Source organism: Agrococcus sp. Ld7, assembly GCF_045064095.1.
Classification (GTDB): domain Bacteria; phylum Actinomycetota; class Actinomycetes; order Actinomycetales; family Microbacteriaceae; genus Agrococcus.
The window spans coordinates 1-24,396 of sequence record NZ_JBISGY010000030.1 but is presented as its reverse complement, the minus strand read 5'-3'; the positions used below and the strand labels follow the sequence as shown (position 1 = coordinate 24,396).

The window sequence follows — 24,396 nt, the reverse complement described above, 5'->3', positions numbered from 1 at the left end:
CGGGTCTATTCTGCAAGGCTGCCCACAGGCACCGTGCCTCGCGCGAGCGGCAGAGACCGACATGCCCCTGCAGATCCGCTCCCTGCCGCTGCCCGAGCGCTGCGACGAGCCCACACCGGTCGGCGCCACCTTCCGGGCCGCGGCCCTGCATGCTGAGCGTGTGGGTGATGAGCGCCTCGGCGTCGGCGTCGCGACGCTCACCCTGGCCGAACGACTGGCGGCGTGGCAGTCGTCCGACGCCGAGCTGCACGTGCGGCGCATCGCCGTCGACGGCGACCGCATCGTCGGTGCCGTCAGCATCTGGTTGCCAATGCTCGAGTCGACCGGGGTCGCCGAGCACATCCTGACGGTGGATGCCGGTGCTGCTCGCGCGCATCCTGCGCTCGTCGGTGCCCTCGTGGACGACGCCGAGCACGTCGCCGCAGAGCACCACCGCACCACCCTCATCGGCGGCTCCGCGGCAGCGATGCGCGGTCGGGTGATGGCGACGACCGGCGTCGGCGGCGCGGACCCTGCCGAGCCAGGGGCCGCCGCGATGCTCGCGCGCGGCTACACGCTGCAGCAGGTCTACCGGACGAGCGTCGCGGATCTGCGCGAGCTGGATCTCGACCAGCGGTGGGCGGATGCGACAGCCAGGGCCGCGTCGGCCGGCTACGAGACGGTCGTCTGGTCGGGCCCGACACCCGCCGAGCACCGACCGGCGATGCGGGAGCTGCACGAGCGCATGTCGACCGACTCGCCCGCGGGCGAGCTCGTGCTCGAAGCCCAGACCTGGAGCGATGAGCGACTCGCGGAGTTCGAGACGCAGAAGAGCGCCGCGGGGCGCACCATGCGCACCGCGGTCGCCCGGCAGATCGCCACCGGCGAGATCGTCGGGTTCACCAGTCTGTTCGTCGGTGCCACGATCGGGGTCGCCGGCGGCGACGTCGCACGGCAGCACGACACGCTCGTGCGGCGCGACCATCGCGGGCACGCACTCGGCATGCTGCTGAAGCTGGCGAACCTCCGCGAGCTCCGTGACCACCACCGGACACATCCGCGCATCAGCACGATGAACGCCGTGGAGAACCAGCACATGCTGGCGGTGAACGACGCGATCGGCTTCCTGCCCGTGCACCACGAGGGCGTCTGGCAGCGGAAGGAATCAGCATGAGTGCACCGGAGCTCGCATGGCTCGAGCTCACCGCCCCCGTCGATCCGTTCGACGAGCCGGCCCGCTCTCGCATCGCACGCTATGTCGAGACCGCGAACCGCGTGACGCAGGCGTTCTGGCAGGACGACTCCCAGGACACGACGGTCGACGAGATCCTGGCATCCCTGCGGCACGTCGACGATGACGACACCGTCCGCTTCCTCGTGGTCGCCGATGGGCGCGACGTGGGGCGTGCGATCGCCTCGATCAGCCGAGACGAGGGAGCGACCGTGGGCTTCGTCTCCGCCTGGGTCGTGCCGGAGGCGCGCGGCCTTGGCATCGGACGCGCGATCGCCCGTCGTATCGAGCGCGTCGCGATCGAGCGCGGGGCGACGACCCTGCAGACGTGGCTCGACCACCGGGCACCGGCAGCGGACGGCGAATCGATCGCGGCGCGCAGCGGACACGGCCTGGTCGCCTCCGACCCGGCTGCGCGCCTGGCCGTCTCGTTGGGCTACACGCTCGAGCAGGTCGACCGCATCTCGGCGCTCGACGTGGCGGCTGCGCGGCATACGCTCGAAGCGCTGCGAACGGATGCCCTGGCGCACGCGAGCGATGCCTACGAGCTGCGGACCTGGCAGGGCGCGACACCGGAGGAGCTCGTCGAGGCGATGGCCTCGCTCCACGGCCGCATGAGCACCGATGCGCCGAGCGCCGCGCTCGACGTCGACGAGGAGCGCTGGGATGCGGCTCGGCTCGGGCGGGTGGAGGCCGAATGGGCCGACGCCGGCCAGGCGGCGCTGCAGGCGGTCGCGGTGGAGCGCGCCAGCGGTGCCGTCGTGGCCTTCACGGTGCTGCTGCTCCCCGCCCCGGGCCGGCCCGCGTTCCAGGAGGACACGCTCGTGCACGGCGACCATCGCGGGCACCGACTCGGCATGCTCGTGAAGATCGAGAACCTGCTGCAGCTGGGGCGCCTCCACCCCGATCGCGCACGGATCCTCACCTGGAACGCCGAGGAGAACCGACCGATGCTGCGCGTCAACGAGGCGCTCGGCTTCATCGCCATCGGCGCGGAGGGCGGATGGCAGCGCCGCGTCCGCGCGGATGAGGAATCCACAGCGTCCCCTGGCACGATGGAGGCATGAGTGACCAGACCGCACCGCTTCCTGCAGCACCGGCCCTCGACGGCATCGCCGAGGACCTGCGCCGACCGGTGGGCCAGGGACTGACGCGTCCCCGCCGCTACCGCGAGCAGCAGCTCGATGCACTCATCCGCATGCTGCAGCAGAACCTCTCGCTGTGGGAGTCGGCGCTCGCCCAGGATCTGGGCAAGAGCGAGGTCGAGGCGCACCTGAGCGAGATCGCGTTCACCATCGGCGAGGCGAAGCTCGCCCGCCGGCAGCTGTGGCGCTGGATGCTGCCGACGCCCGCGCCGCTGCCCCTCGCACTGCAGCCCGCGCTCGGGAAGGTCGTGCCGGAGCCGTTCGGTGCGACGCTCGTGATCGCGCCGTGGAACTACCCCCTGCAGCTCGCGCTCGGACCCGTCGTCGGTGCGCTGGCCGCGGGCAACGCGGTGCTGCTGAAGCCGTCCGAGGTCGCCCCCGCGACCTCCGCCCTGCTCGCGCGACTCGTGCCCGCATACCTGGATCCGCTCACGGTTCGCGTCATCGAGGGCGGCGTGCCGGAGACCACCGCGCTGCTCGAGCAGCGCTGGGACCTCATCTTCTACACGGGCAACTCGCTCGTGGCGCGCATCATCGCGGAGGCCGCTGCCAAGCACCTCACCCCGACGGTGCTCGAGCTCGGCGGCAAGAGCCCCGTCTACGTGCATCGCTCGGCCGACATCCCCGCCACCGCCCGCCGCATCGCGTGGGGCAAGTGGCTGAACGCCGGCCAGACGTGCGTCGCCCCCGACTACATCCGGGTCGACCGCGAGGTCGCCGACGAGCTCGTCGAGGAGCTGCGGCACGCGATCGCGGAGCAGCTCGGCGATGCCCGCTCCTCGCCCGACTACTCGCGCATCATCAACGGCAAGCACATGGATCGATTGCAGGGGCTGCTGACAGGGGGCAGAGTCGTCGTCGGCGGCGATGCCGACGACGACGAGCGGTACTTCGCGCCGACGATCCTGACCGACGTCGATGAGGATGCTGCGGTGATGCAGGAGGAGATCTTCGGCCCGATCCTGCCGGTGCTGCCGGTCGACGGCGTCGACGCCTTCATCGATTCCATGCAGGCGCGCGACAAGCCGCTCGCACTCTATGTCTTCGCGCGCGACCGCGAGGTCGTGCGGCGCGTCGAGCGCGAGACGAGCTCCGGCGCGGTCGGCGTGAACGTCGTCGTCGCGCAGTACGGCGCGAAGGCGCTGCCGTTCGGCGGCGTGGGCGAGAGCGGCATGGGCCGGTACCACGGTCGCTTCTCGTTCGAGACGTTCAGCCATCGCAAGGCCGTGCTCTCGAAGGGCACCGCGATCGACACCCTCCGGCTCATCTACCCGCCGTTCACACAGCTGCGCGCGAGCCTGACCAAGCGCATCATGGGCTGACCCCTCCCGTCGGCCGAGGAGCGCCCGCCGCAGGCGGGAACCTCCCGTCGGCCGAGGAGCGCCCGCCGCAGGCGGGAACCTCCCGTCGGCCGAGGAGCGCCCGCCGCAGGCGGGAACCTCCCGTCGGCCGAGGAGCGCCCGCCGCAGGCGGGCGCGGCACGAGGCCCCTACCGCTTCGGCGCGATGTGCCGGGCAGCCCACCCCACGAGCGGCTGCAGCTCGTCGACGGTGTCGAACAGCGCGTCCAGCAGCTCGGGCCCGAGCGCATCCGTCTCGCTCAGCTGTCGCCTGGCGGTCATCCACTTGTAGCGCAGCAGCGCGATGCGCGGATGCTCGGGGTCGGTGCCGCGCGGGGCGGTCTTCAGCTGCTCTCCGCCGAGCTCATAGCCTGCCGCGGTCAGATCCGCCACGATCCCCTCGAGCTCCGTGCCGGGTCCGACGGCCTCCACCGCAGCGCGATACGCCCTCGTGAACGACGCATCGCCGAAGAAGCCGCCGCCGATCGAGACGCCTTCGGCGTCGAGGTTCAGGAACCAGCCGATGCCGGGCGCGCGCTGCGCGAACATGCCCTGCCGGGTCTTGTAGGGCGTCTTGTCGTGGCTGAAGCGCACGTCGCGGTACGGGCGGTAGATCTTCACGGCGCTCGCGACCGGCTCCAGCTCCTCTGCGAGCGCCTCGAACGGCGCGCGCACGAACTCGTCGTAGCGCGACTTGTGCTCGAGCCACCATGCACGCTCGTTGTGCACCTCGAGGTCGCGGTAGAACGCGAAGGCGTCAGGCGTGAATCCGTCGAAGGCCATCCCTCGAGCCTACGACCGCTCGTGGCCCACACCAATCCCGATCGCACCCTCGCCCTCGCCCTCGCGCGCTCCGGGGCGACTGGGGCAGTTGCGCCGGACGAGTGCTGGCACGCCGGCCCCAGTCCGGCGCAACCGCACCGCTCGATGCGCGGACGAGAGGCCACGCGCCCGAACGCCAGCGGTGCACTTCCGCACGAGCAGGGCTGGCACGCCAGCACCATTCGCGCGGAAGTGCACGACTCGATGCGCGCGAGGGGGCGGTTGACGCGCGTCAGGCAGTTGCGAGGCCGCGCGGGCGTCGCTGGCAGCGCGGGCAGCGCGTCGAGCCGCGGTTCGCCCATGCCTCGCGCACCATGATGGCGCCGCACCGGTGGCAGGGCTGGCCGCCGCGGCCGTAGGCGTGCAGGGCGTGCTCGAAGTAGCCCGCCTGCCCGTTGACGTTCACGTACTGCGCGTCGAACGAGGTGCCGCCCTCGGCGAGCGCCTGCTCGAGCACGTCGCGCACGTCGGCGAGCAGGGCGAGCGCGCGCGCCTGGCTCAAGCGCTGCCCGGGCGTCGCGTAGTGCAGGCGGCTGCGCCACAACGCCTCGTCGGCATAGATGTTGCCGATGCCGGAGACGAGCTGCTGGTCGAGCAGCGCAGCCTTCACGCCCTGACGGCGCAGTCGCAGCCGTCGAGCGACGGCCGGTGCGTCGAAGTCGGGATGCATCGGGTCGAGCGCGATGTGCGCCGCCTGATCGGGGATGCCGCCCTGCGTGGGGCGCACGGCGAGCCCGCCGAACAGGCGCTGGTCGGCGAAGCGGATCTCGAGCGCCCCGTGCCGCGGCTGCTCGAGCAGCAGCCGGATGCGCGTGTGGCGGTCGGCGGGTGCGCCGGGTTCGCGCACCAGCAGCTGACCGGACATGCCCAGGTGCGCGAGCAGCGCATCCGCTCCGCCGTCGAGCGGCACCCAGAGGAACTTGCCCCGCCGCGCGGGCTCATCGAGCGTGCGGCCGAGGAGCGCGGCCTCGAAGGCTGCCGAGTCACCGTCGTGGCGCGAGATGGAGCGCGCGTCGAGCACCTCGACGCCCTCGACGCGCGCGCCGCGGACGGCGAGCGCGAGGCCCGCGCGCACGACCTCGACCTCCGGCAGCTCTGGCACGTCAGCGGTCGGTGTCGGCCGCGGTCAGCTGACCGTGCGCGGCGAGTGCCGCCGCCATCTCTGCGACCTTCTTGCTGGTGCCCGTGCCGCTCGCGACCTCGCGATCGTCGATGCGCACGACGGCGGTGAAGGTGCGCGCGTGATCGGGGCCGGCCGCTTCGATCTCGTACGCCGGTGCGCCGAGCCCGCGGGCGGCCGCGACCTCCTGCAGCGCGGTCTTCGGATCGAGTGCTGCGCCGGTGCGGCCCGGATCGTCGAGCAGCGGGGCGACGAGCCGCAGCACCAGCTGCGCCGACTCGGTGTGCCCGGCGCTCAGGAACGCTGCCCCGAAGATCGCCTCCATGGTGTCAGCGAGGATCGACGCCTTATCGGCGCCTCCAGAGGCTGCCTCACCCTTGCCCAGCAGGATGTGCTCGCCGAGCCCAATGCCTTGGGCCACTTCCGCGAGCGCAACGGTCGAGACGACGCCCGCGCGGCGCTTCGCGAGCTCGCCCTCTGTCGAGTCGGGGAATCGACGGTAGAGCTCGATCGTGATGGCCTGCCCGAGGATCGAGTCGCCGAGGAACTCGAGGCGCTCGTTGTGCGGCACGCCGCCGTGCTCGTAGGCCCAGGACCGATGGGTCAGCGCAAGCACGAAGAGCTCGGGGTCGATGTCGACCCCGAGCTGCTCCAGCAGTCGGCGCTGCTCCGCCTCGACCGTCGGGTACATCGACCCGGTCGTGGCGGCAGCGTCCGCGTGCTCCGTCATGCGACGGCGATCCTCGTCAGAGGGATCAGGCGTCGGCGACCCTGCGGCCGTTGTACTCCATGTACAGCGCCGTGCCGGCCGAGTCCTCGACCACCTTCGCGCGGTGCGGGAGGCTGTAGACAGTCTTGCCACCCTCGATGGTCTTGACCAGCTTGGGGGCCTCGGCCTTCCACTGCGAACGGCGCGCGCGGGTGTTCGACCGCGACATCTTCCTCTTGGGAACAGCCATTGCTCACTCCTTCTTCGACGCCTGGGCGTCCTCATCCGACGAATCGTCGGCTACGTCTTGTGCGAAACCTTGGAGCGCAGCCCACCGAGGATCGATGGTCTCCGCCGGCACGTGATCGGTGCCCGGCTCGAGCCGCTCCCCTGTCTCTGGATCGAGCCCAGAGCAGTCCGGTCGGTCGACCGGTTGGAACGGCAGCGCCAGCACAACCGCGTCCCGGACCACCGAAAGCATGTCGACTGAGTCGTCGACCACGAGGTAGTCGGATTCCGACGCACCATCATACGCGAACAGCTCGAGGAAGTCGACATGGAGGTCGAGGTCGAACTCCGTGAGGCACCGCGCGCAGGTCGCGAGCGCCGTGGCGTCAGCGGTGCCGGTGGCCAGGATGCCCTCGTGCACGCTCTCGAGGCGCAGCACCAGCTCGACGGGCTGGTCGGGCAGCACTGCCGCGAGGCCCTCGCCGACCTTCTCGCCGAAGGGCGCGGTCCGATAGACCTCGCGCATGTGCCCCGGCTGGCGCGAGATGTCGCGCACAGCGATCACGAACGGATGGGGGGTGGGCATCCCTCCATCCTACGCCATGCGCCGCCCCCGCCCCGCAGGTCGAGACCCCCACAGGTCGAGGAGCGCGCGTGCGCAGCACGCGCGCGTCACGAGACCCCGCGCGTCGCGAGCGAACGCTGAGGATTCCTGCGACCGAGTGCCATGATGCATCCGTGTCAACGATGCGCGCCCTGCCCCTCGCCCTGATCGGCTGGCTCGTGTTCGTCGAGCTCACGAGCGGCGTGCTGCAGGGCTACTACGTGACCCTGACGCCCGATATCGCCCGCCACATCGGCGTCACCGATGCCGACGTCAACTGGTTCGAGGCCGGGCAGCTGCTGCTGTCGGCGCTCATGGTGCCGGTGCTCGCGAAGCTCGGCGACATGCACGGGCACAAGAAGATGCTGCTGGTCTCCACCGCGATCACCGCGGGCGCGAGCTGGTGGATGGCCTTCTCGGGCGATTTCGTGAGCTACCTGCTTGCCTTCTCGCTGCAGGGCGCCTACACGGTCTGGCTGCCGCTGGAGGTGGCGCTCATCTTCGACCGCGGCCGCCGCACGGGAGCCGCGCCCTCGGCGACCCGTCGGGCCGCCGGGCTGCTCGTCATCGCGCTCGAGGCCGGCGCCATCATCGGTGCCCTCGGTGCGGCGATGGCGTTCGGCGCCTTCGGCGAGGCCATGCCGCCGACGCTCATGCTGCCGGCGGCGATGGTCACCATCTGCTTCTTCGCGATCCTGTGGGGTGTGCCGGAATCCGAGCCGCTCCCCGGACGCAGGCTCGATGCCGGAGGCTTCGTGCTCCTGGCGCTGTCGCTGCTCACGATCACCTCCGGCCTCACCTTCCTGAAGATCGGCGGCCCCGAGGCGTGGTGGGGCTGGGCGGTCATGGCGGTCGGCGCCCTGCTGCTGCTGCCGTTCGGCAAGTGGGTGCTCGGCAAGGCCGATCCCGCGATCGACCTGCGCGTCATGCGTCGGCCGGAGATGTGGCCCGTGCAGCTCACGGCAGGACTCGTGGGCGTGAGCCTGCTCGGTGCGCAGACCCCGCTCGCGACCTACGCCGGCACCGACCCCGCCCTCGGCTACGGGTTGGGACTGGACGCGAGCGGGCGCTCCATCCTCATCGGCGTCTACCTGCTGTCGCTCATCGTCGGAGCAGCAGCGCTCGCCGTGCTCTCTGTGCGCGTGCGCCCGCGCCTGCTGCTCATCGTCGCGGCGACGCTCGTCGGCATCGGCTACCTGCTGCTCGTGCCCTTCCACCTGGAGATCTGGCAGGTGTTCGCCTGCATGGCAATCGCGGGCGTCGGATCCGGCGCACTGGTCGGTGCGCTTCCGGCCGCCGCGGCGGCGGCAGCGCCGCGCGGCCAGACCGGCGTCGCCACCGCGATGACGAACACCACCAAGACGATCGGCGGCTCGTTCGCCTCCTCGATCTTCGCGATCGTGCTCGCTGTCGGCGCCATCGGCACGGCGGCGAGCATCGGCGGCTACATCGTCGTGTGGATCATCTGCGGCGTCACGGCGCTCGTCGCCGCCGTGGGCCTCATCGCGGTGCCGAAGCTCGCCTTCGCCGACCCGGAGCCCGCTGCAGAGCGGACCGCGGCACTCGGCTCTCCGTGAGGTTGAGCCCGCCACGGGCGGGCGGGGTGGGGGTCGCCGTCCCTGCGAAGGCGATTGCTCAGAAACCCCACGGAGCGTGACCGGGGGGCATCTGCAGCAGAACAGTCATCTCGATATCGTCGCGCACGCTCTGGGGGGTGTTCTTGTCGGAATAGTCGATCACGATGTAGCGGTCCATCGTTGCGTCGTCCGCCGCGTTCGCGTGCTCCGCAGCATCACCGGTGGTCTCGAACCGCAGGTAGCGAGCGTGGTCTGAGTCCCAGGCTTCGAGACACGGCACCTCGACGCACATGACGGCCGTCGCTTCGGTGAGACCAGCAGCTGACTCCGCCTCGAGAACCCACTCGGGGTTCGTCAGCGGCGCGGCCAGCTCGAACTCGGCCGAGGACGGCGGGAGCGACACACAGGCGGCGAGGAGGAGCGATGCCGCCACGACCGCCAGCGCCGCGCAGCCGCGAAATCGAGAGCTCCGCGGTCCCTCGCGTCGGTGTTCCAACTGGGCCAGGCCGGTGGCGCGCCGTCGCGCGGCCTCTGCGCCTTGCTCTCGACCGCGCGCCGTGCCGCCCGTCCACGCCGTCATCACCTCGACCACCGCATGACGAGACACGCGCTAGCCTCTCGCCTGCAGCGGCCCCTTGAAGACGCGCCACGGATGCGTCTGCGCAACCGGCTTGATGATCGTCTCGTCGATCGAGACGTGGCCCGGCAGCGCGAGGATGTCGGTCATCACCTGCGCGACGTCATCGGCCGACAGCGGGTCCTGCACATCCTTGTACACCGCATCCGCCTTCTCCTTGTCGCCCTCGAATCGCACCAGGCTGAACTCCTCCGTCCAGACCATGCCCGGCGCGATCTCCATCACGCGGATCGGCTCCCCGTGCAGCTCGAGGCGCAGCACATCGACGAGCTGTTTCTCTGCCGACTTCGCGGCGTTGTAGCCGGAGCCGCTGGGGTACGGGACAGTCGCCGCGATCGAGGTGACGACCATGATCTCTGCGTAGGAGCCGTCGGCGGTCGATGCGCGCAGCAGCGGCAGCACCGCGTCGATGACGCGCTTGGTGCCGATGACGTTCGCCTCGAACATCCACCGCCAGTCGTCGATCGACGTCTCGGCGAGCTCCGCCGCCCCCTTCGCGCCGCCGGCGACCTGCACGAGGCTCGTGGGCTTGAATGCCGCGGCAGCCTGCGCGAACGCGGCGACCGCGTTCTCGTCGGTGAGATCGGCGACGAACGTGTCGCAGCCGATCTCTGCCGCGAGCGCGTCGAGCCGCTCCTCGCGCCTGGCGACGGCGAGCACCCGCCAGCCGCGCGCCACCGCCTGCCGGGCCACGGCCTCGCCGATGCCGCTCGATGCTCCCGTGACGATGATCCGCTTCTCGCTCATGTCGCCATGCAAGCAAACGCGGGCCGCTTCCGCCACTCGGTGCGCGTGCTGCGTCGCGGCGAGTGTTACGTCATGCGACGCCGCGGCCTCGCCAACTCGGCGACGCCGCCGCACACTGGGGTCACGACCTCATCACCGCCGAGCAAGGAGACACCATGAGCGACTGGAAGTTCGAGACCCTGCAGGTGCATGCCGGCGCGCAGCCCGACCCCACCACCAAGGCGCGGATCACGCCCGTGTACCGCACCACGTCGTACGTGTTCGACAGCACCGACCACGCGGCCCGCCTGTTCGGCCTGGCCGAGTTCGGCAACATCTACTCGCGCATCCAGAACCCCACGAACGACGTCGCCGAGCAGCGCATCGCGGCGCTCGAGGGCGGCACTGCCGCGCTGCTGCTCGCCTCCGGCCAGTCCGCGACGACCTACGCGATCCTCAACATCGCCGAGGCAGGCGACCACTTCGTGTCGTCGTCGTCGATCTACGGCGGCACCTACAACCTCTTCAACTTCACCCTCCGCAGGCTCGGCATCGAGGTCACCTTCGTCGAGGACCAGGACGATCTCGAGCAGTGGCGCAGCGCCATCCGCCCCAACACCAAGGCGCTGTTCGGCGAGACGATCGGCAACCCGCGCATCAACCTGCTCGACGTCGCCGGCGTCGCGTCGGTCGCCCACGACGCAGGCGTGCCGCTCATCGTCGACAACACCATCGCGACCCCGTACCTGCTGCGACCGCTCGAGCACGGTGCCGACATCGTCGTCCACTCCGCGACCAAGTTCCTGGGCGGCCACGGCGCGGTCGTCGCCGGCGCGATCGTCGACGGCGGCAGGTTCCCGTGGTCGACCTCCGACCGCTTCCCGGGCCTCACGACGCCCGACGCGTCCTACCACGGCGTCACCTACACGGAGGCGCTCGGCGACAGCCTCGCCTACATCGTCAAGGCCCGCGTCACGCTGCTGCGCGACACCGGTGCGGCCGCGAACCCGGATGCCGCATGGCAGCTGCTGCAGGGCATCGAGACGCTCTCGCTGCGCATCGACCGCCACGTCCAGAACGCCACGAAGGTGGCGCAGTTCCTCGAGGCGCACCCGCAGATCGCCACGGTGCACTACGCCGGACTACCCTCGAGCCCCTGGCACGCACGCGGCAAGCAGCTCGCCCCGAAGGGCACGGGCGCGGTGCTCTCGTTCGAGCTCGTGGGCGGTGTCGAAGCGGGCAAGGCCTTCGTCGACTCGCTCGAGCTCTTCAGCCACCTCGCCAACATCGGCGACGTGCGATCGCTCGTGATCCACCCCGCCTCCACGACGCACGCGCAGCTGAGCCCGGAGCAGCAGCTCTCGGCGGGCGTCACCCCGGGCCTCGTGCGCCTCTCCGTCGGCATCGAGCACGTCGACGACCTGATCGCCGATCTGGTGCGCGGCCTCGATGCGGCTGCGGCCGTGTCGAGCCCGGTCACCGCGGCGACGGCCTGACGAGCACCGGGCGGGCACCGTGGACTGGCAGCTGAGCGACGACGCGCAGCCAGCATCCAGGGTGCCCGCGTGGCGCCTCGATGACGCGGTGCTCGCCGGTCCCGGACACATCAGCAGCGGCACCGTTCCCGTCACCGGCGCCTGGCGCCCCGGCGACGACCCCGGCGAGCGGCGCTTCGCCAGGATCGGCGACCTCGATGCCGAGGCGGGCAGCACGATCGCGGATGCGGTGGTCGCCTACGAGACCTGGGGACGCCTGAACGACGCGCGCGACAACGCCGTGCTGGTGCTGCACGCACTCACGGGCGACAGCCACGTGCGCGGCCCAGCCGGCCCGGGTCACGCGACCGCCGGCTGGTGGGAGGAGGTGGTGGGGCCGGGCCTCGCGATCGACACCGACCGGTGCTTCGTCGTCGCGCCCAACATGCTCGGCGGCTGCCAGGGCTCCTCCGGGCCAGCGTCGCTCGCGCCCGACGGGATCGAATGGGGCTCACGCTTCCCTCGCGTCACGGTGCGAGACCAGGTCGAGGCGCAGCGCCGCCTCGCCGACCGTCTCGGCATCGACCGCTGGCACGCGGTGGTGGGCGGCTCCATGGGCGGCATGCACGCGCTCGAGTGGGCCATCGCGCACCCCGAGCGCGTGGGGGCGACGGCACTGCTGGCATCGAACGCGGCCACGAGCGCCGACCAGATCGCGCAGAACACGCTGCAGATCGAGGCCGTCACGACCGATCCCGGGTGGCTGGGCGGCGACTTCTACGACCTGCCGGGGAGCGCGGGACCGGCGCGCGGATTGGCGCTCGCCCGCCGCATGGCGATGCTCGGCTACCGCTCGCAGCAGGAGCTGAACGAGCGGTTCCAGCGCGGCTGGCAGTCGAGCGTCGATCCGCTCGCCGGTGGCCGCTTCCAGGTCGAGTCCTACCTCGATGTGCACGGCAACCGGTTCACGCGCCGCTTCGACGCGGGCTCCTACGTACGGCTCGTCGATGCCATGTCGACGCACGACGTCGGACGGGGCCGCGGCGGTGTGGAGGCGGCGCTCGCCCGCATCACCTCACCGACGCTCGTCGTCGGCATCTCGAGCGATCGGCTCTTCCCGGTCGCGGATCAACGGCGCCTCGCCGCCGGCATCCCCACCTGCACCTCCGGCTCGGAGCCCATCGTGCTCGAGAGCGGCTTCGGCCACGACGCCTTCCTCATCGAGTCGGGTCGCGTTGGCGACCTGCTCGCGACGCTCATCGGCTGAGAGCGCGAACGGGCCGCGCCGCCCGGAGCGCACCAGCATCCAGACGGCGCCGATCAGGATCGCGATGTGCACAAGGTTCCGCAGCGTCAGCAGCAGCACCGCGGCCGGGTCGGCCACCACCAGGGCGTCGTAGGTCCAGGGGAACTGCAGCTGCGTCAGCAGCGCAACGGTGCCGATCGCGCTGACACCGATCCAGTGCCGACGTGCACCCGCCTCGGCCAGCAGCAGCGCCGGGAGGGTGAGCCACAGCACGAACTGCGGCGAGCCGACCTTGTTCGTCACGATCATCGCCGCGACCAGCGCCACCGCGAGCCAGACGATCGCCTCGCGCCCATGCGAGCGACGCACCGCGAGCGCGCCGAGCACGGCCAGCGCCAGCACCGTGAGCACGAGCACGGGGGTCGCGAGAGCGGCCACCCGCCCGACACCGTCGAAGTCCACCTGGAACGTGTAGATCTGCCGATCGAAGTACACGTGGCCGTCGCCGAACGCAGCGAGCCACATGAACGGCGTCGCGGCGACCGCCTCGATCTGCAGCCCCCGGTCGCCCTGCTGCGTGAGGAAGGAGAGCGCGTGCTGCGAGCCGAGCAGGAGCGCGACGAGCATCACCGCACCAGACACGATCGCACCGGCAGCGAGGATCCTGCCACGCTGCCTGCGGGCGACGAGCAGCGCGAGGTAGAGCACGCCGGGCCACACCTTCATCCACGCGGCGATCGTGAACGCGGCTGCCGCCCAGCCGGTCCTGCCCTGCCGCAGCACCACCAGGCCGATGACGCACACGGCCACCGCGACCGTGTCGATGCGGGCGAGCGCCACCGGTCCGAGCGCAAGCTGCAGTCCCAGCCACACCCACGCGAGCACGTGGCCGCGCGGCACGCGCAGCAGCATCGCGAACGCGACGGCGTCGAGCGCGGAGACCACCAGGATCCACACGAGCGGCAGCGCCTCAGGGCCCAGCACGCTCGAGAGCAGGATCGGCACCCACGCCAGCAGCGGATACACCCATTCGACGTCGATGCCGAGCCAGCGCCCCGCGAGAGCCTCCTCCACCCAGAACGGGTAGACGACCAGCACGTCGCCGTAGGCGTCGGAGACGCTCGGGATGTTGAGGATCGCGAGCAGCGCGTGCACGCCGCCGAACGCGAGCCACGGCCACGTGCGATCGCGCGTCAGAACAGCCTCCTGGTCGCGTCGCGCACCTCGCCGACGAGCTCCTCGATGATGTCCTCGAGGAACAGCAGACCCGTGGTGTCGCCGTGCTGGTCGAACGAGCGAGCGATGTGCGCACCCGTGGAGCGCATGAGGGCGAGCGCGTCCTCGACCTCGGCATCCTCGTAGATCGAGGCGAGCTGGCGGATGCGCTTGGCGGGCACCGGCAGGTCGGCATCGATATCGTCGGCACCCAGCACGTCCTTGATGTGCACGTATCCGTTGGGCGTGCCCTCCGCATCCGTCACCACGTAGCGGGAGAAGCCCCGCTCGCGCACGGCCGCCTCGATGTCGGTGGGCGTCGCGCCGGGCGCGAGCGTGACGATGTCATCGAGCGGCAGCGCGACGTCGCGCACGCGCCGCTCGGTGAACTCGAAGGTGCGGCTGATGGCACCAGTGGGGTCGAACAGCACGCCCTCGCGCTTCGACGTCTCGACGATCGTCTCCACCTCGTCGATCGTGAATGCGCTCGCCGCCTCGTCCACCGGCTGCACGCCGAACAGCCGCAGGATGCCGTTCGCGACCGCGTTCATGATCCAGATCACCGGCTTGAAGATGCGGGAGATGAGCACGAGCGGGGGCGCGAGCAGCAGCACCGCCCTGTCGGGCACGGAGAACGCGGCGTTCTTCGGCACCATCTCGCCGAGCACGACGTGCAGGTAGGTCACGAGCAGCAGCGCGATCACGAAGGCGACGATCGAGACCGCCTCCGGAGGGATCCCGGTCCACTCGAGCGGCCCCTCGAGGAGGTGGTGGATCGCGGGCTCGGAGACGTTCAGGATCAGCAGCGAGCAGATCGTGATGCCGAGCTGGCACATCGCCAGCATGAGCGAGACATGCTCCATCGCCCACAGCGCGAGCTTCGCAGCACGGTTGCCGCGGTCGGCGAGCGGTTCGATCTGACTGCGCTTGGCGGAGATGACGGCGAACTCCGCGCCGACGAAGAAGCCGTTCGCGGCCAGCAGGATGACGAGCCACATGATGCCGAGCCAGTCGCTCATCGCTCCTCCTCCTGCCGCTGCGGCCGCTCGATATGGCGCACGCGGTCGACGCGGCGACCGTCGACGCGCTCGACCCGCAGCGTGCCGCTGTCGATCTCGACGGTGTCGCCCACGGTCGGCAGCGAGCCGAGCTCGGCCATGATGAAGCCGCCGACCGTCTCGTAGGGCCCGTCCTCGGGGATCGTGATGCGCGCCCGCTCCGCGAGCTCGTCGGGGCGGAACTCACCCGGGAAGCTCGTCCAGCCCGGCCCCTGGATGACATCGACATGCATCCGGTCGTGCTCGTCCGCGACCTCGCCCACGACCTCCTCCACCAGGTCCTCGAGCGTCGCGATGCCCGCGGTGCCGCCGTACTCGTCGACGACGATGGCCAGCTGGTAGCCGCTCTCCTTCAGATCCGACAGCAGCGCGTCGAGGTGCACGGACTCTGGCACCCTGTGGGGGTCCTCGGCGATCGCCGCGACCGGCACATCCGCGCGGCGATCGCGCGGCACCGAGATCGCCTGCTTGACGTGCGCGATGCCGATCACCTCGTCGAGGTCGCCGTCGATCACCGGGAAGCGCGAGAAGCCGGTGCGGTGCGCGAGCGCCACCAGCTCGGCGACGGAGTCGCCGCGCTCGATCGCCTCGACCCTCGGCCGCGGCGTCATGACGTCGCCTGCGGTCAGCTCGGAGAAGCGCAGCGTGCGCGACAGCAGCGTCGCGGCATCGGCGTCCAGCGCTCCCTCCATGGCACTGCGGCGCACGAGCGTCGTGAGCTCCTCCGCCGTCCTGGCGCCCGAGAGCTCCTCCTTGGGCTCGATGCCGATCGAGCGCAGGATGCCGTTGGCGGAGCCGTTGAGGCCGAGCACCGCGGGCTTGAAGACGGCGGTGAAGGCGCGCTGGAAGGGCGTGACGGCGATCGCGGTGCCGAGCGGCACCGCGAGCGCGAGATTCTTGGGCACGAGCTCGCCGATGATCATCGACAGCACGGTCGCGGCGGTGATGGCGATGACGCTCGACGCCGGCCCTGCGATGGGCTCGGCGAGGCCCCAGGAGACGAGCACGGGCGTCAGCAGGCGCGAGATGGCCGGCTCCATCGTGTAGCCGGTCAGCAGCGTCGTGAGCGTGATGCCGAGCTGCGCGCTCGAGAGGTGCGTCGAGGTCTGCTTCAGCGCCTTGATGGTGCCGACCAGGCGCGGCTCGCCGCGGTCGCGTCGCGCTTCGACATCCGATCGGTCGAGGTTCACGAGCGCGAATTCGCTCGCGACGAAGAGGCCGGTTCCGATCGTCAGGACGACGCCGATGGAGATGAGGATGAGGTCCATCAGCCGATCGGATCCGGCTTGGGACTATGACTGTGGTCGTCGTTCACGGGCAGAATCCTATCGACCGCAGCCTGGTGCAGCACGAGTGCCGCTCGCACGGCGTCTGGCATCGGTCACCAGCTGACCGGCAGCGCCTTGCCCTCCTCGTAGCCGGCGGCCGACTGCACCCCGACGCGCGCACGGTCGCGGAACTCCGGCACGGTCGACGCGCCGGCATAGGTGAACGAGGAGCGCACGCCGGAGGTGATCATGTCGAGCAGGTCCTCGACGCTCGGCCGCTGCGGATCGAGCAGGATGGTGGAGGTGGAGATGCCCTCGGCGAAGAGCGTCTTTCGCGCCAGCTCGAAGGCGTCCAGCCCCGCGTTGCGACCCAGCACCGCGCGGGTCGACGCCATGCCCCACGACTCCTTGTAGAGCCGGCCCCGCTCGTCGCGCTGCAGCCGACCGGGCGCCTCGATCGTGCCGGCGAACCAGGAGCCGACCATGACGCTCGAAGCGCCCGCGGCGAGCGCGAGCGCGACATCGCGCGGGTACCGCACGCCACCGTCAGCCCAGACGCGCGCATCCAGCCCGAGCGCGGTCTCGGCCGTGTCCAGCACCGCCGAGAACTGCGGCCGGCCGACCGCCGTCATCATCCTCGTCGTGCACATGGCCCCTGGACCCACCCCGACCTTCAGGATCGACGCGCCCGCCGCGACCAGGTCGCGCGCCCCCTCCGAGGAGACCACGTTGCCGGCCGCGACCGGCATCGCGTCGCCGACGGCAGCACGAACAGCCTCGAGCGCGCGCAGCATCCCGCCCTGGTGACCGTGGGCGGTGTCGACCACGATGACGTCGGCGCCGGCGGCGACGAGCGCCGACGCCCTCGCGCCGGGGTCGCCGTTGATGCCGACGGCCGCCGCGACGTGCAGGCGGCCGGATGCATCCAGGGCGGGCCGGTAGATGTCGGCGCGCAGCGCGCCCAGCCGCGAGGCGACGCCGAGGCACCGCCCGTCCTCGACGACGGGCGCGACCTCCACGCCCGCGCGCTCGAGCGCGGCGAACATGGTGCGGCCGTCGGCGACCTCGGCGATCGAGAGCTCCGGGAGCCGCGAGTGCAGCAGGTCGCCGAGCGTCGCATCCGAGAGCGCCGACGCGAGCCGCTCTGCGGGGATGGCGCCCAGCATCGCGCCATCGGCGCCCTCGATGACCACGCAGTGGCCGGGGAGCGCCGGCACCCGCTCGAGCACGGCGGCGACGACATCGCCGGGGCGCGCGGTGTGCGGCGACTCCAGGCCGATCGGCTGCGCCTTCACCCACGCGATCGAGTCGCACGTCTCGTGGAGCGGCGGATCCTGCGTCAGCACGGCGAGTGCCCCGCGACGCGCGAGCGTCGCGGCCATGCGCGGCCCGGTGACCGAGTTCATGTTGGACGCGACGATCGGCAGCGTCGAGCGCGTGCCGTCGTCCGGCGACAGATCGACGCTCATGCGCGAGCCGACGTCGCTGCGGCTGGGCACCAGGAAGACATCCGAGTAGGTGAGGTCGTGCTCGGGGATGTCGTCGATGAAGCGCATGCGACCAGCGTAGATGCGCGCTGGCGATCAGCCCTTCGCCTGGCTCCAGTCGTCGACGATCGCGGTCTGCACCGGGAACTCGATCGGGAAGCGCGCGAACAGCATGCGTCCGGCATCCGCTGCGGACTCGCGGATCGCGGCCGCGACCTCCGTCGCACGCTCTGCGGGTGCCTGCACGATGACCTCGTCGTGCAGGAAGCAGACGAGCGCGGCGTCGTCCATGTCGCGGATGGCACGGCGAACACCTGCCATCCACGCCAGCGCCCACTCGGCGGCGGTGCCCTGCACGACGAAGTTGCGCGTGAACCGGCCCCACGAGCGCGCCTGCCGCTGCCCGCGCTGGTCGTCGGACCACGCGGACGGCAGCGGCGAGGTGCGGCCGAGCCAGGTTCGCACGCGCTCGCGGCGCTCCCCCGCCCGTGCCGCTGACTCCACGACTCCCATGGCCATCGGGTAGGCGCGCGCAAGCCGTGGCAGCACGACCGCGGACTCCCCCGTCGTCCCGCCGTAGAGCGCCCCGAGCATGCCGAGCTTCGCCTGCTGCCGCGTCGCCACGACACCCCGATCGACCAGGCCCTGATAGAGGTCGGTGCCGCGGCCCGCATCGGCGAGCGCCGCATCGCGCGCGATCGCCGCGAGCACGCGCGGCTCCAGCTGTGCCGCGTCGGCGACCACGAGCCGCATGCCCGGCTCCGCTGCCACCGCGGCCCGGATCTGCCGCGCGATCTGCATCGCGCCCGACCCCTCCGTCGCCCAGCGACCTGTGACCACGCCACCGGGCACGTACTCGATCGCGAGCCGACAGCGACCCTGCGCGTCGGTGCGCGCCCATCGCTCGGCCCACGACCAGCCGTTCGCGGTGTGCAGCCGCGCGAGGTGCTTGTACTCGATGAGCGGTGCGATGCCGGGATGCCTGTGCTCGCGCAGCTCGTGGCGCGAGGTCGACGAGACGTCCACGTTCGCGCGCCGCAGCGCCTGCAGCACCTCCTGCGGCGAGTCCGGGTTCAGCGAGGGCGCGGCGAGCGCGGTGCGGATCTCGCTCGCGAGCGCCTCCATCCGCCGCGGTCTCGCGCCGCGGGTCGCACCCGCGGCACGCTCCCCCAGCGCGTCGACCAGCAGCGCATCGTGGCGGGCGCGATCGAAGGGCAGGCCCTGGCGGCTGAGCTCCACCGAGAGCACCGCCCCCATCGACTCCGCTGCTGCGAGCATGCGCAGCCCCGCGTCGTCGCCGATCGCCGCCTCCTGGAGCGCCAGCTGGGCCGCGAGCGCGTCGAGCGGCTCCGCCTCGGGCGCCATCGAGAACAGCCCCTCGCCGTCGGCGTGCAGCGGCCGCGCCCACCTGGCCTCGGGCTCGAGCCCGCGAGCGTCGACGAGGATCCGGTGGACCAGCCGCACGTCCCTGACGCGCTCGAGCCGAACACCGGCGTCGAGCAGCGCGCCTGCGATCACCTTGGCGTCCTGCCAGACGATCCTGGCTCCCGCTGCCGCGAGGCGCGGGTCCGAAGCGACGCGCTCGGTCGCGTGGACCGCGACATCCACAGCCCGTCCGCCCGTCAGGGTCGCGACCGCGATGCGCGCCCCGCGCTCCATCGGTGCGACGCCCACGTCGAAGCTCGCGGCGGTCATTCCTGCACGCTAGTGCGCCGCGCCCACTCCCGATCTCGGCCCGCATGCGGCACGATGGGCTCCGGAGACAGCGATGACTGCGCAGGTGGTGGTGCTCAACGCGACGCTCGAGCCCATCGGCGTCGCCTCGCTGCAGCGCGCTGTCGCGTTCATCGTCAAGGAGCGGGCGCAGATCATGCTGGCCGCCGAGGGCGTCATCCGCTCGAACGCGCTCGAGCTGCCCGTTCCGCGCGTGGTCGCCTTCAACGACTACGTGCCGATCCCCCACACGCGCCTCTACGCACCGGTGCCGTGGAGCCGCCGCGGCGTGCTCGCGCGCGACGATCGGCGCTGCGCGTACTGCGGCGGATCCGGTGCGACGATCGATCACCTCCAGCCGGTCTCGCGCGGCGGCGGATCCAGCTGGCTCAACACGGTCACGGCCTGCGTCGCGTGCAACAGCGCGAAGGGCGCGCGCACGCCGACGGAGGCAGGCATGCGACTGCGCTTCGAGCCGCGCGCCGTGTGGTGGCGCGAGGTGATGCTGCTCGCGGTCGCCGCGACCGGTGTTGACCTGCGAGAGCTCGGCTTGGCGCATTGAGCCTGCGCCGGTCGCGACTATGCTTGTCGGCAGTGTCGCCGTGGACTGCCTGCGGCATGCCCCAAGATCTTGAAAGAGGCGATCGATACCGTGTCCAGCCCTGCGGACGACAACGATTTCGGAGCGAACGAGTGGCTCGTCGAGGAGCAGTACCAGCTCTTCCTGAAGGACAAGGACTCCGTCGCTCGATCATGGTGGCCGATCCTTGAGCGCTACGCCGCGCAGCGCGATGCCGGTGGCGCCCAGACCAGCATGAGCGACGCGTCCGCGCCGAAGGCTCCCGAGGCTCCGGCAGCATCCGGCGCACCGGCGCCGAGCGCACCCGCGCCCAGCGCACCGGCGCCCACATCTGCGGCCAGCGCCGCCGAGCCGAAGCGGCCCGCGCCGCCGCGCCAGCCACAGCGCGCCGAGTCGCGCCCCGACCAGCCGGTCGACTCCGGCGAGGCCCAGCGCGCGCAGGACGTGCCGCACGAGGAGACCGAGGGGCAGGCAGACACGCCGGCCCCGGCAGCCAAGGCCGACGGCGGCATCGTCGCCAAGACCACCGGCCAGGCCGCACGTCCCATGCCGGTGCCGGCGGATGCCCCCACGGCGGAGAAGAAGCAGGCGCCGGCCGCAGACGTCTCCGGCGACGAGCCCATCGTCACCACGCTGCGCGGCATGCCGAAGACGCTCGCTGCCAACATGGACAAGTCGCTGTCGATGCCGGTCGCGACCAGCGTCCGCACCGTGCCGGCGAAGCTGATGATCGATCAGCGCATCGTCATCAACAACCACCTGCGCCGCACGCGCGGCGGCAAGGTGTCGTTCACCCACATCATCGGCTACGCCCTCGTGCAGGCGCTGAAGGCGTTCCCGAGCCAGAACGTCTACTACGACATCGTCGACGACAAGCCGGCCATGGTCGCGCCGCCGCACATCAACCTCGGCATCGCCATCGACATCCCGAAGCCCGACGGCACCCGCGCGCTGCTCGTGCCGAGCATCAAGGCGTGCGAGACCATGGACTTCCAGGAGTTCGTCGCCGCGTACGAGGCACTCGTGAAGAAGACGCGGGCCAACAAGCTCGGCGCCGGTGACTTCGCGGGCACCACGATCTCGCTGACGAACCCCGGCGGCATCGGCACCGTGCACTCGGTCCCGCGCCTGATGCCGGGGCAGGGCTGCATCATCGGCGTCGGAGCGCTCGACTACTCGGCGGAGTTCATGGGCTCGAGCACCGAGACGCTCGCCAACGCGGGCGTCGGCAAGACCGTCACGCTCACCTCCACCTATGACCACCGGGTCATCCAGGGCGCGGGCTCCGGCGAGTTCCTCAAGATCGTGCACGGCCTGCTCGTGGGCGATTCCGAGTTCTACAAGGGCATCTTCGCCGACCTGCGCATCCCGTACGAGCCCATCAAGTGGGCCACGGATGTCGCGGTGCGCGAGGCCGACGAGCTCTCGAAGCAGACGCGCGTCACGCAGCTCATCAACTCCTTCCGCGTGCGCGGGCACCTGATGGCCGACATCGACCCGCTCGAGTACGTGCAGCGCACGCACCCCGACCTCGAGATCGAGCAGCACGGGCTGTCGTTCTGGGATCTCGACCGGGAGTTCGTCACCGGCGGATTCGGCGGCAAGCGCTCTGCGCTGCTGCGCGACATCCTCGGCGTGCTCCGCGATTCGTACTGCCGCACGATCGGCGTCGAGTACATGCACGTCGCCGATCCCGCGCAGCGCCAGTGGTTCCAGAGCCACCTCGAGGTGCCCTACGTCAAGCCCACGCATGACGAGCAGATGCGGATCCTGCGCAAGCTCAACGAGGCGGAGGCCTTCGAGACCTTCCTGCAGACCAAGTACGTCGGGCAGAAGCGCTTCTCGCTCGAGGGCGCCGAGTCGATGATCGCCTTCCTGGACGCGCTGCTGGCCGGTGCCGCCGAGGCGGGCGTCGAAGAGGTCGCGATGGGCATGCCGCACCGCGGTCGCCTCAACGTGCTGACGTCCATCGCCGGCAAGACCTACGGCCAGGTGTTCGAGGAGTTCGAGGGCGCTGCCGTCTTCCAGGGCTCCGGCGACGTCAAGTACCACCTCGGCAATGCGGGTGAGTTCACCGCCGCCGACGGCTCGACCGTGCCCGTCTACCTGGCCGCCAACCCCTCGCACCTCGAGGCGGTCAACGGCGTGCTCGAGGGCATCGTGCGCGCCAAGCAGGACCGCCTCGCCGATGGCGACTACAACGTGCTGCCCGTGCTCGTGCACGGCGATGCCGCGAACGCTGGCCAGGGCGTGGTGTTCGAGACGCATCAGCTCTCGCAGCTGCGCGCCTACCGGACCGGCGGCACGGTGCACCTGGTCGTGAACAACCAGCTCGGCTTCACCACCCCGCCGACCGAGTCGCGATCCTCGACCTACGCCACCGATGTGGCGAAGTCGATCCACGCGCCGATCCTGCACGTGAACGGCGACGACCCCGAGGCGGTCGTGCGCGTGGCGGAGCTGGCGTTCCAGTACCGCCAGGAGTTCAAGCGCGACATCGTCATCGATCTCATCTGCTACCGCCGTCGCGGGCACAACGAGGGCGACGACCCCACGATGACGCAGCCGCTGATGTACTCGCTCATCGAGCAGAAGCGGTCCGTGCGCACGCTCTACGCCGAGAACCTTGTCGGTCGTGGCGACATCACCATGGAGGAGTACGAGGCCGCGCAGGCCGACTTCCAGGGCAAGCTCGAACGCGCCTTCATGGAGACCCACGCGGCCGCGACGGGATCGATGCCCGTGGTGACGCCGGAGCTGACCGAGATCGCGACCAGCGAGCCGAAGGTCACCGGTGTCGACGCGGCCGTCATCGCGGCGATCGGCGACGCGCACGGCAACAAGCCGGACGGTTTCACCGTGCACCCGAAGGTGCAGCAGGTGCTCGACCGGCGCGTCAAGGCAAGCCGTGAGGGTGGCATCGACTGGGCGTTCGGCGAGCTGCTCGCGCTCGGTTCGCTGCTGATGGAGGGCACCCCCGTGCGGATGTCCGGGCAGGACACGCGCCGCGGCACCTTCGTGCAGCGCCACGCGGTCATGCACGACCGCGACAACGGCCAGGAATGGCTGCCGCTGGCCAACCTCGGCGAGCAGCAGGCGCGGCTGTCGATCTACGACTCGCTGCTGAGCGAGTACGCATCGATGGCGTTCGAGTACGGCTACTCCGTCGAGCGCCCCGACGCGCTCGTGCTGTGGGAGGCGCAGTTCGGCGACTTCGCGAACGGCGCCCAGATCGTCATCGACGAGTTCATCGCCTCTGCGGAGCAGAAGTGGAACCAGCACTCCTCGCTCGTGCTGCTGCTGCCGCACGGCTACGAGGGGGCCGGCCCCGACCACTCCTCTGCGCGCATCGAGCGCTTCCTGCAGATGGCCGCCGAGAACAACATGACCATCGCGCGGCCCTCGACGCCGGCGAATCACTTCCACCTGCTGCGCCGCCAGGCATACTCGTTGCCGCGTCGCCCGCTCGTGGTGTTCACCCCGAAGGCCATGCTCCGCCTGCGCGACGCGACGAGCGCGGTCGAGGACTTCACCTCCGGCCGCTTCCAGCCCGTGATCGACGACCAGCAGGTGCAGGAGGCGGGAGCCGTCAAGCGGGTGCTGCTGCACTCGGGGAAGATCCATTACGACCTCAAGGCCGAGCTCGCCAAGCGCGGCCGCACGGACGTCGCGCTGGTCAGAGTGGAGCAGCTCTACCCGCTGCCGATCGACGAGATCAACGCCGCGGTCGACCGCTACCCCGACGCGCAGCTCGTCTGGGTGCAGGAGGAGCCGCTCAATCAGGGATCGTGGCCGTTCGTGCACCTCGCGCTGCCCCGCCACCTGCACGGCCGAACCCTGCGCGTCGTCGGTCGGCCGCAGTCGGCGAGCCCCGCAACCGGCTCTGCGAAGCGCTCGGCACGCGAGCTCGCGACGATCCTGGACTCCGCGATCGGCTGATCCTCCACCGGTCGCCCGGATCCTCAGGAACGGCTCAGCAGACAACGGTCCCCGCATGCGCAAGCGTGCGGGGATCTTTGCGTGGCCCCGATGTCTTCGCTCCCGATCCTCCACATAGTGTTACCAAACACTGTTATGAGCCTCCGGTGAGCCTGCCGGTGGTGGGCAGGGAGTGGGGGCAGACGTGCAGCGGGCGGCATCACCGGCGGGAGCGCGATGGTTCGGCGGGGCGCCGGCGGCGGCGGGGGTCGGGTTCGTTCCGGCCCCGATGCTCTCGGGTGCGCAGTCGCCGCGGGCG

19 protein-coding genes and 1 pseudogene are annotated in these 24,396 nt (G+C 71.0%); 8 read left to right on the top strand and 12 right to left on the bottom strand.

The features are described 5' to 3' along the window. Positions 1-61 precede the first annotated feature (61 nt). Genes ACJJVL_RS08545 through ACJJVL_RS08535 form a run of 3 tightly spaced genes read left to right on the top strand, consistent with a single transcriptional unit; the run spans position 62 to position 3,677 of the window. The gene (locus tag ACJJVL_RS08545) at positions 62-1,153 is read left to right on the top strand and encodes a hypothetical protein (RefSeq protein ID WP_405218159.1); all 1,092 of its coding nucleotides are present in this window, start codon (positions 62-64) and stop codon (positions 1,151-1,153) included. After that, positions 1,150-2,277 carry a GNAT family N-acetyltransferase gene (locus ACJJVL_RS08540; protein WP_405218158.1) on the top strand — a complete coding sequence of 376 codons (1,128 nt, stop codon included), beginning with the start codon at positions 1,150-1,152 and terminating at the stop codon, positions 2,275-2,277. The genes ACJJVL_RS08545 and ACJJVL_RS08540 overlap by 4 nt, the downstream gene beginning before the upstream one ends. Beyond that, positions 2,274-3,677 carry an aldehyde dehydrogenase family protein gene (locus ACJJVL_RS08535; RefSeq protein ID WP_405218156.1) on the top strand — a complete coding sequence of 468 codons (1,404 nt, stop codon included), beginning with the start codon at positions 2,274-2,276 and terminating at the stop codon, positions 3,675-3,677. Before ACJJVL_RS08540 ends, ACJJVL_RS08535 begins: the two co-directional genes overlap by 4 nt. Positions 3,678-3,844: 167 nt before the next feature. Here ACJJVL_RS08535 and ACJJVL_RS08530 read toward each other — a convergent pair whose 3' ends face one another. From ACJJVL_RS08530 to ACJJVL_RS08510, 5 genes are all read right to left on the bottom strand, one after another. Continuing rightward, positions 3,845-4,477, bottom strand: coding sequence for a DUF2461 domain-containing protein (locus tag ACJJVL_RS08530; protein ID WP_405218155.1), 633 nt, complete (start codon positions 4,475-4,477; stop codon positions 3,845-3,847). 271 nt (positions 4,478-4,748) lie between these two features. Continuing rightward, positions 4,749-5,618 carry a bifunctional DNA-formamidopyrimidine glycosylase/DNA-(apurinic or apyrimidinic site) lyase gene (mutM, locus tag ACJJVL_RS08525; protein ID WP_405218153.1) on the bottom strand — a complete coding sequence of 290 codons (870 nt, stop codon included), beginning with the start codon at positions 5,616-5,618 and terminating at the stop codon, positions 4,749-4,751. A 1-nt stretch (position 5,619) separates the two neighbouring features. Continuing rightward, positions 5,620-6,327 carry a ribonuclease III gene (rnc, locus tag ACJJVL_RS08520; RefSeq protein ID WP_405218273.1) on the bottom strand — a complete coding sequence of 236 codons (708 nt, stop codon included), beginning with the start codon at positions 6,325-6,327 and terminating at the stop codon, positions 5,620-5,622. A 64-nt stretch (positions 6,328-6,391) separates the two neighbouring features. Then, positions 6,392-6,595, bottom strand: a complete 204-nt coding sequence (gene rpmF / locus ACJJVL_RS08515) for a 50S ribosomal protein L32 (RefSeq protein WP_405218152.1) — start codon at positions 6,593-6,595, stop codon at positions 6,392-6,394. A 3-nt stretch (positions 6,596-6,598) separates the two neighbouring features. Further along, positions 6,599-7,159: a YceD family protein gene (locus tag ACJJVL_RS08510; protein WP_405218150.1), complete on the bottom strand. Its 561-nt coding sequence runs from the start codon at positions 7,157-7,159 to the stop codon at positions 6,599-6,601. Positions 7,160-7,320: 161 nt separating this feature from the next. Between ACJJVL_RS08510 and ACJJVL_RS08505 the strand changes: the two genes are divergently transcribed. Continuing rightward, on the top strand, positions 7,321-8,754 hold the full coding sequence (locus tag ACJJVL_RS08505; protein ID WP_405218271.1) for an MFS transporter: 1,434 nt from the start codon (positions 7,321-7,323) through the stop codon (positions 8,752-8,754). A gap of 58 nt (positions 8,755-8,812) precedes the next feature. On the opposite strand, the gene ACJJVL_RS08500 is transcribed toward ACJJVL_RS08505, so the two are convergent. Together ACJJVL_RS08500 and ACJJVL_RS08495 are read right to left on the bottom strand one after the other, a co-directional pair. Then, positions 8,813-9,361 carry a hypothetical protein gene (locus tag ACJJVL_RS08500; RefSeq protein WP_405218148.1) on the bottom strand — a complete coding sequence of 183 codons (549 nt, stop codon included), beginning with the start codon at positions 9,359-9,361 and terminating at the stop codon, positions 8,813-8,815. A gap of 3 nt (positions 9,362-9,364) precedes the next feature. Then, positions 9,365-10,138: an SDR family NAD(P)-dependent oxidoreductase gene (locus ACJJVL_RS08495; protein ID WP_405218146.1), complete on the bottom strand. Its 774-nt coding sequence runs from the start codon at positions 10,136-10,138 to the stop codon at positions 9,365-9,367. A 155-nt stretch (positions 10,139-10,293) separates the two neighbouring features. Between ACJJVL_RS08495 and ACJJVL_RS08490 the strand changes: the two genes are divergently transcribed. Together ACJJVL_RS08490 and ACJJVL_RS08485 are read left to right on the top strand one after the other, a co-directional pair. Next, entirely contained in the window at positions 10,294-11,613 is a 1,320-nt protein-coding gene (locus ACJJVL_RS08490) for a bifunctional o-acetylhomoserine/o-acetylserine sulfhydrylase (protein ID WP_405218144.1), read from the top strand. Positions 11,614-11,632: 19 nt separating this feature from the next. After that, a complete protein-coding gene (locus ACJJVL_RS08485) occupies positions 11,633-12,859 on the top strand; it encodes a homoserine O-acetyltransferase (RefSeq protein WP_405218143.1) in 1,227 nt (408 codons plus the stop codon). 297 nt (positions 12,860-13,156) lie between these two features. Here ACJJVL_RS08485 and ACJJVL_RS08480 read toward each other — a convergent pair. The 5 genes and pseudogenes from ACJJVL_RS08480 to ACJJVL_RS08460 form a co-directional block, all read right to left on the bottom strand. Continuing rightward, positions 13,157-13,864 (bottom strand): annotated as a pseudogene (locus ACJJVL_RS08480) (glycosyltransferase 87 family protein); the annotation flags it as partial. A 167-nt stretch (positions 13,865-14,031) separates the two neighbouring features. Further along, on the bottom strand, positions 14,032-15,072 hold the full coding sequence (locus tag ACJJVL_RS08475; RefSeq protein WP_405218142.1) for a hemolysin family protein: 1,041 nt from the start codon (positions 15,070-15,072) through the stop codon (positions 14,032-14,034). Further along, positions 15,069-16,379, bottom strand: a complete 1,311-nt coding sequence (locus ACJJVL_RS08470) for a hemolysin family protein (RefSeq protein WP_405218141.1) — start codon at positions 16,377-16,379, stop codon at positions 15,069-15,071. The genes ACJJVL_RS08475 and ACJJVL_RS08470 overlap by 4 nt, the downstream gene beginning before the upstream one ends. Before the next feature lie 113 nt (positions 16,380-16,492). Continuing rightward, positions 16,493-17,935: a GuaB1 family IMP dehydrogenase-related protein gene (locus tag ACJJVL_RS08465; protein WP_405218140.1), complete on the bottom strand. Its 1,443-nt coding sequence runs from the start codon at positions 17,933-17,935 to the stop codon at positions 16,493-16,495. 27 nt (positions 17,936-17,962) lie between these two features. After that, positions 17,963-19,561, bottom strand: a complete 1,599-nt coding sequence (locus tag ACJJVL_RS08460) for a bifunctional 3'-5' exonuclease/DNA polymerase (protein ID WP_405218138.1) — start codon at positions 19,559-19,561, stop codon at positions 17,963-17,965. A 73-nt stretch (positions 19,562-19,634) separates the two neighbouring features. Between ACJJVL_RS08460 and ACJJVL_RS08455 the strand changes: the two genes are divergently transcribed. After that, complete coding sequence (locus ACJJVL_RS08455) at positions 19,635-20,141, top strand: HNH endonuclease (protein WP_405218137.1); 507 nt, start codon at positions 19,635-19,637, stop codon at positions 20,139-20,141. 90 nt (positions 20,142-20,231) lie between these two features. After that, positions 20,232-24,098, top strand: coding sequence for a multifunctional oxoglutarate decarboxylase/oxoglutarate dehydrogenase thiamine pyrophosphate-binding subunit/dihydrolipoyllysine-residue succinyltransferase subunit (locus ACJJVL_RS08450; RefSeq protein ID WP_405218135.1), 3,867 nt, complete (start codon positions 20,232-20,234; stop codon positions 24,096-24,098). Positions 24,099-24,396 lie beyond the last annotated feature (298 nt).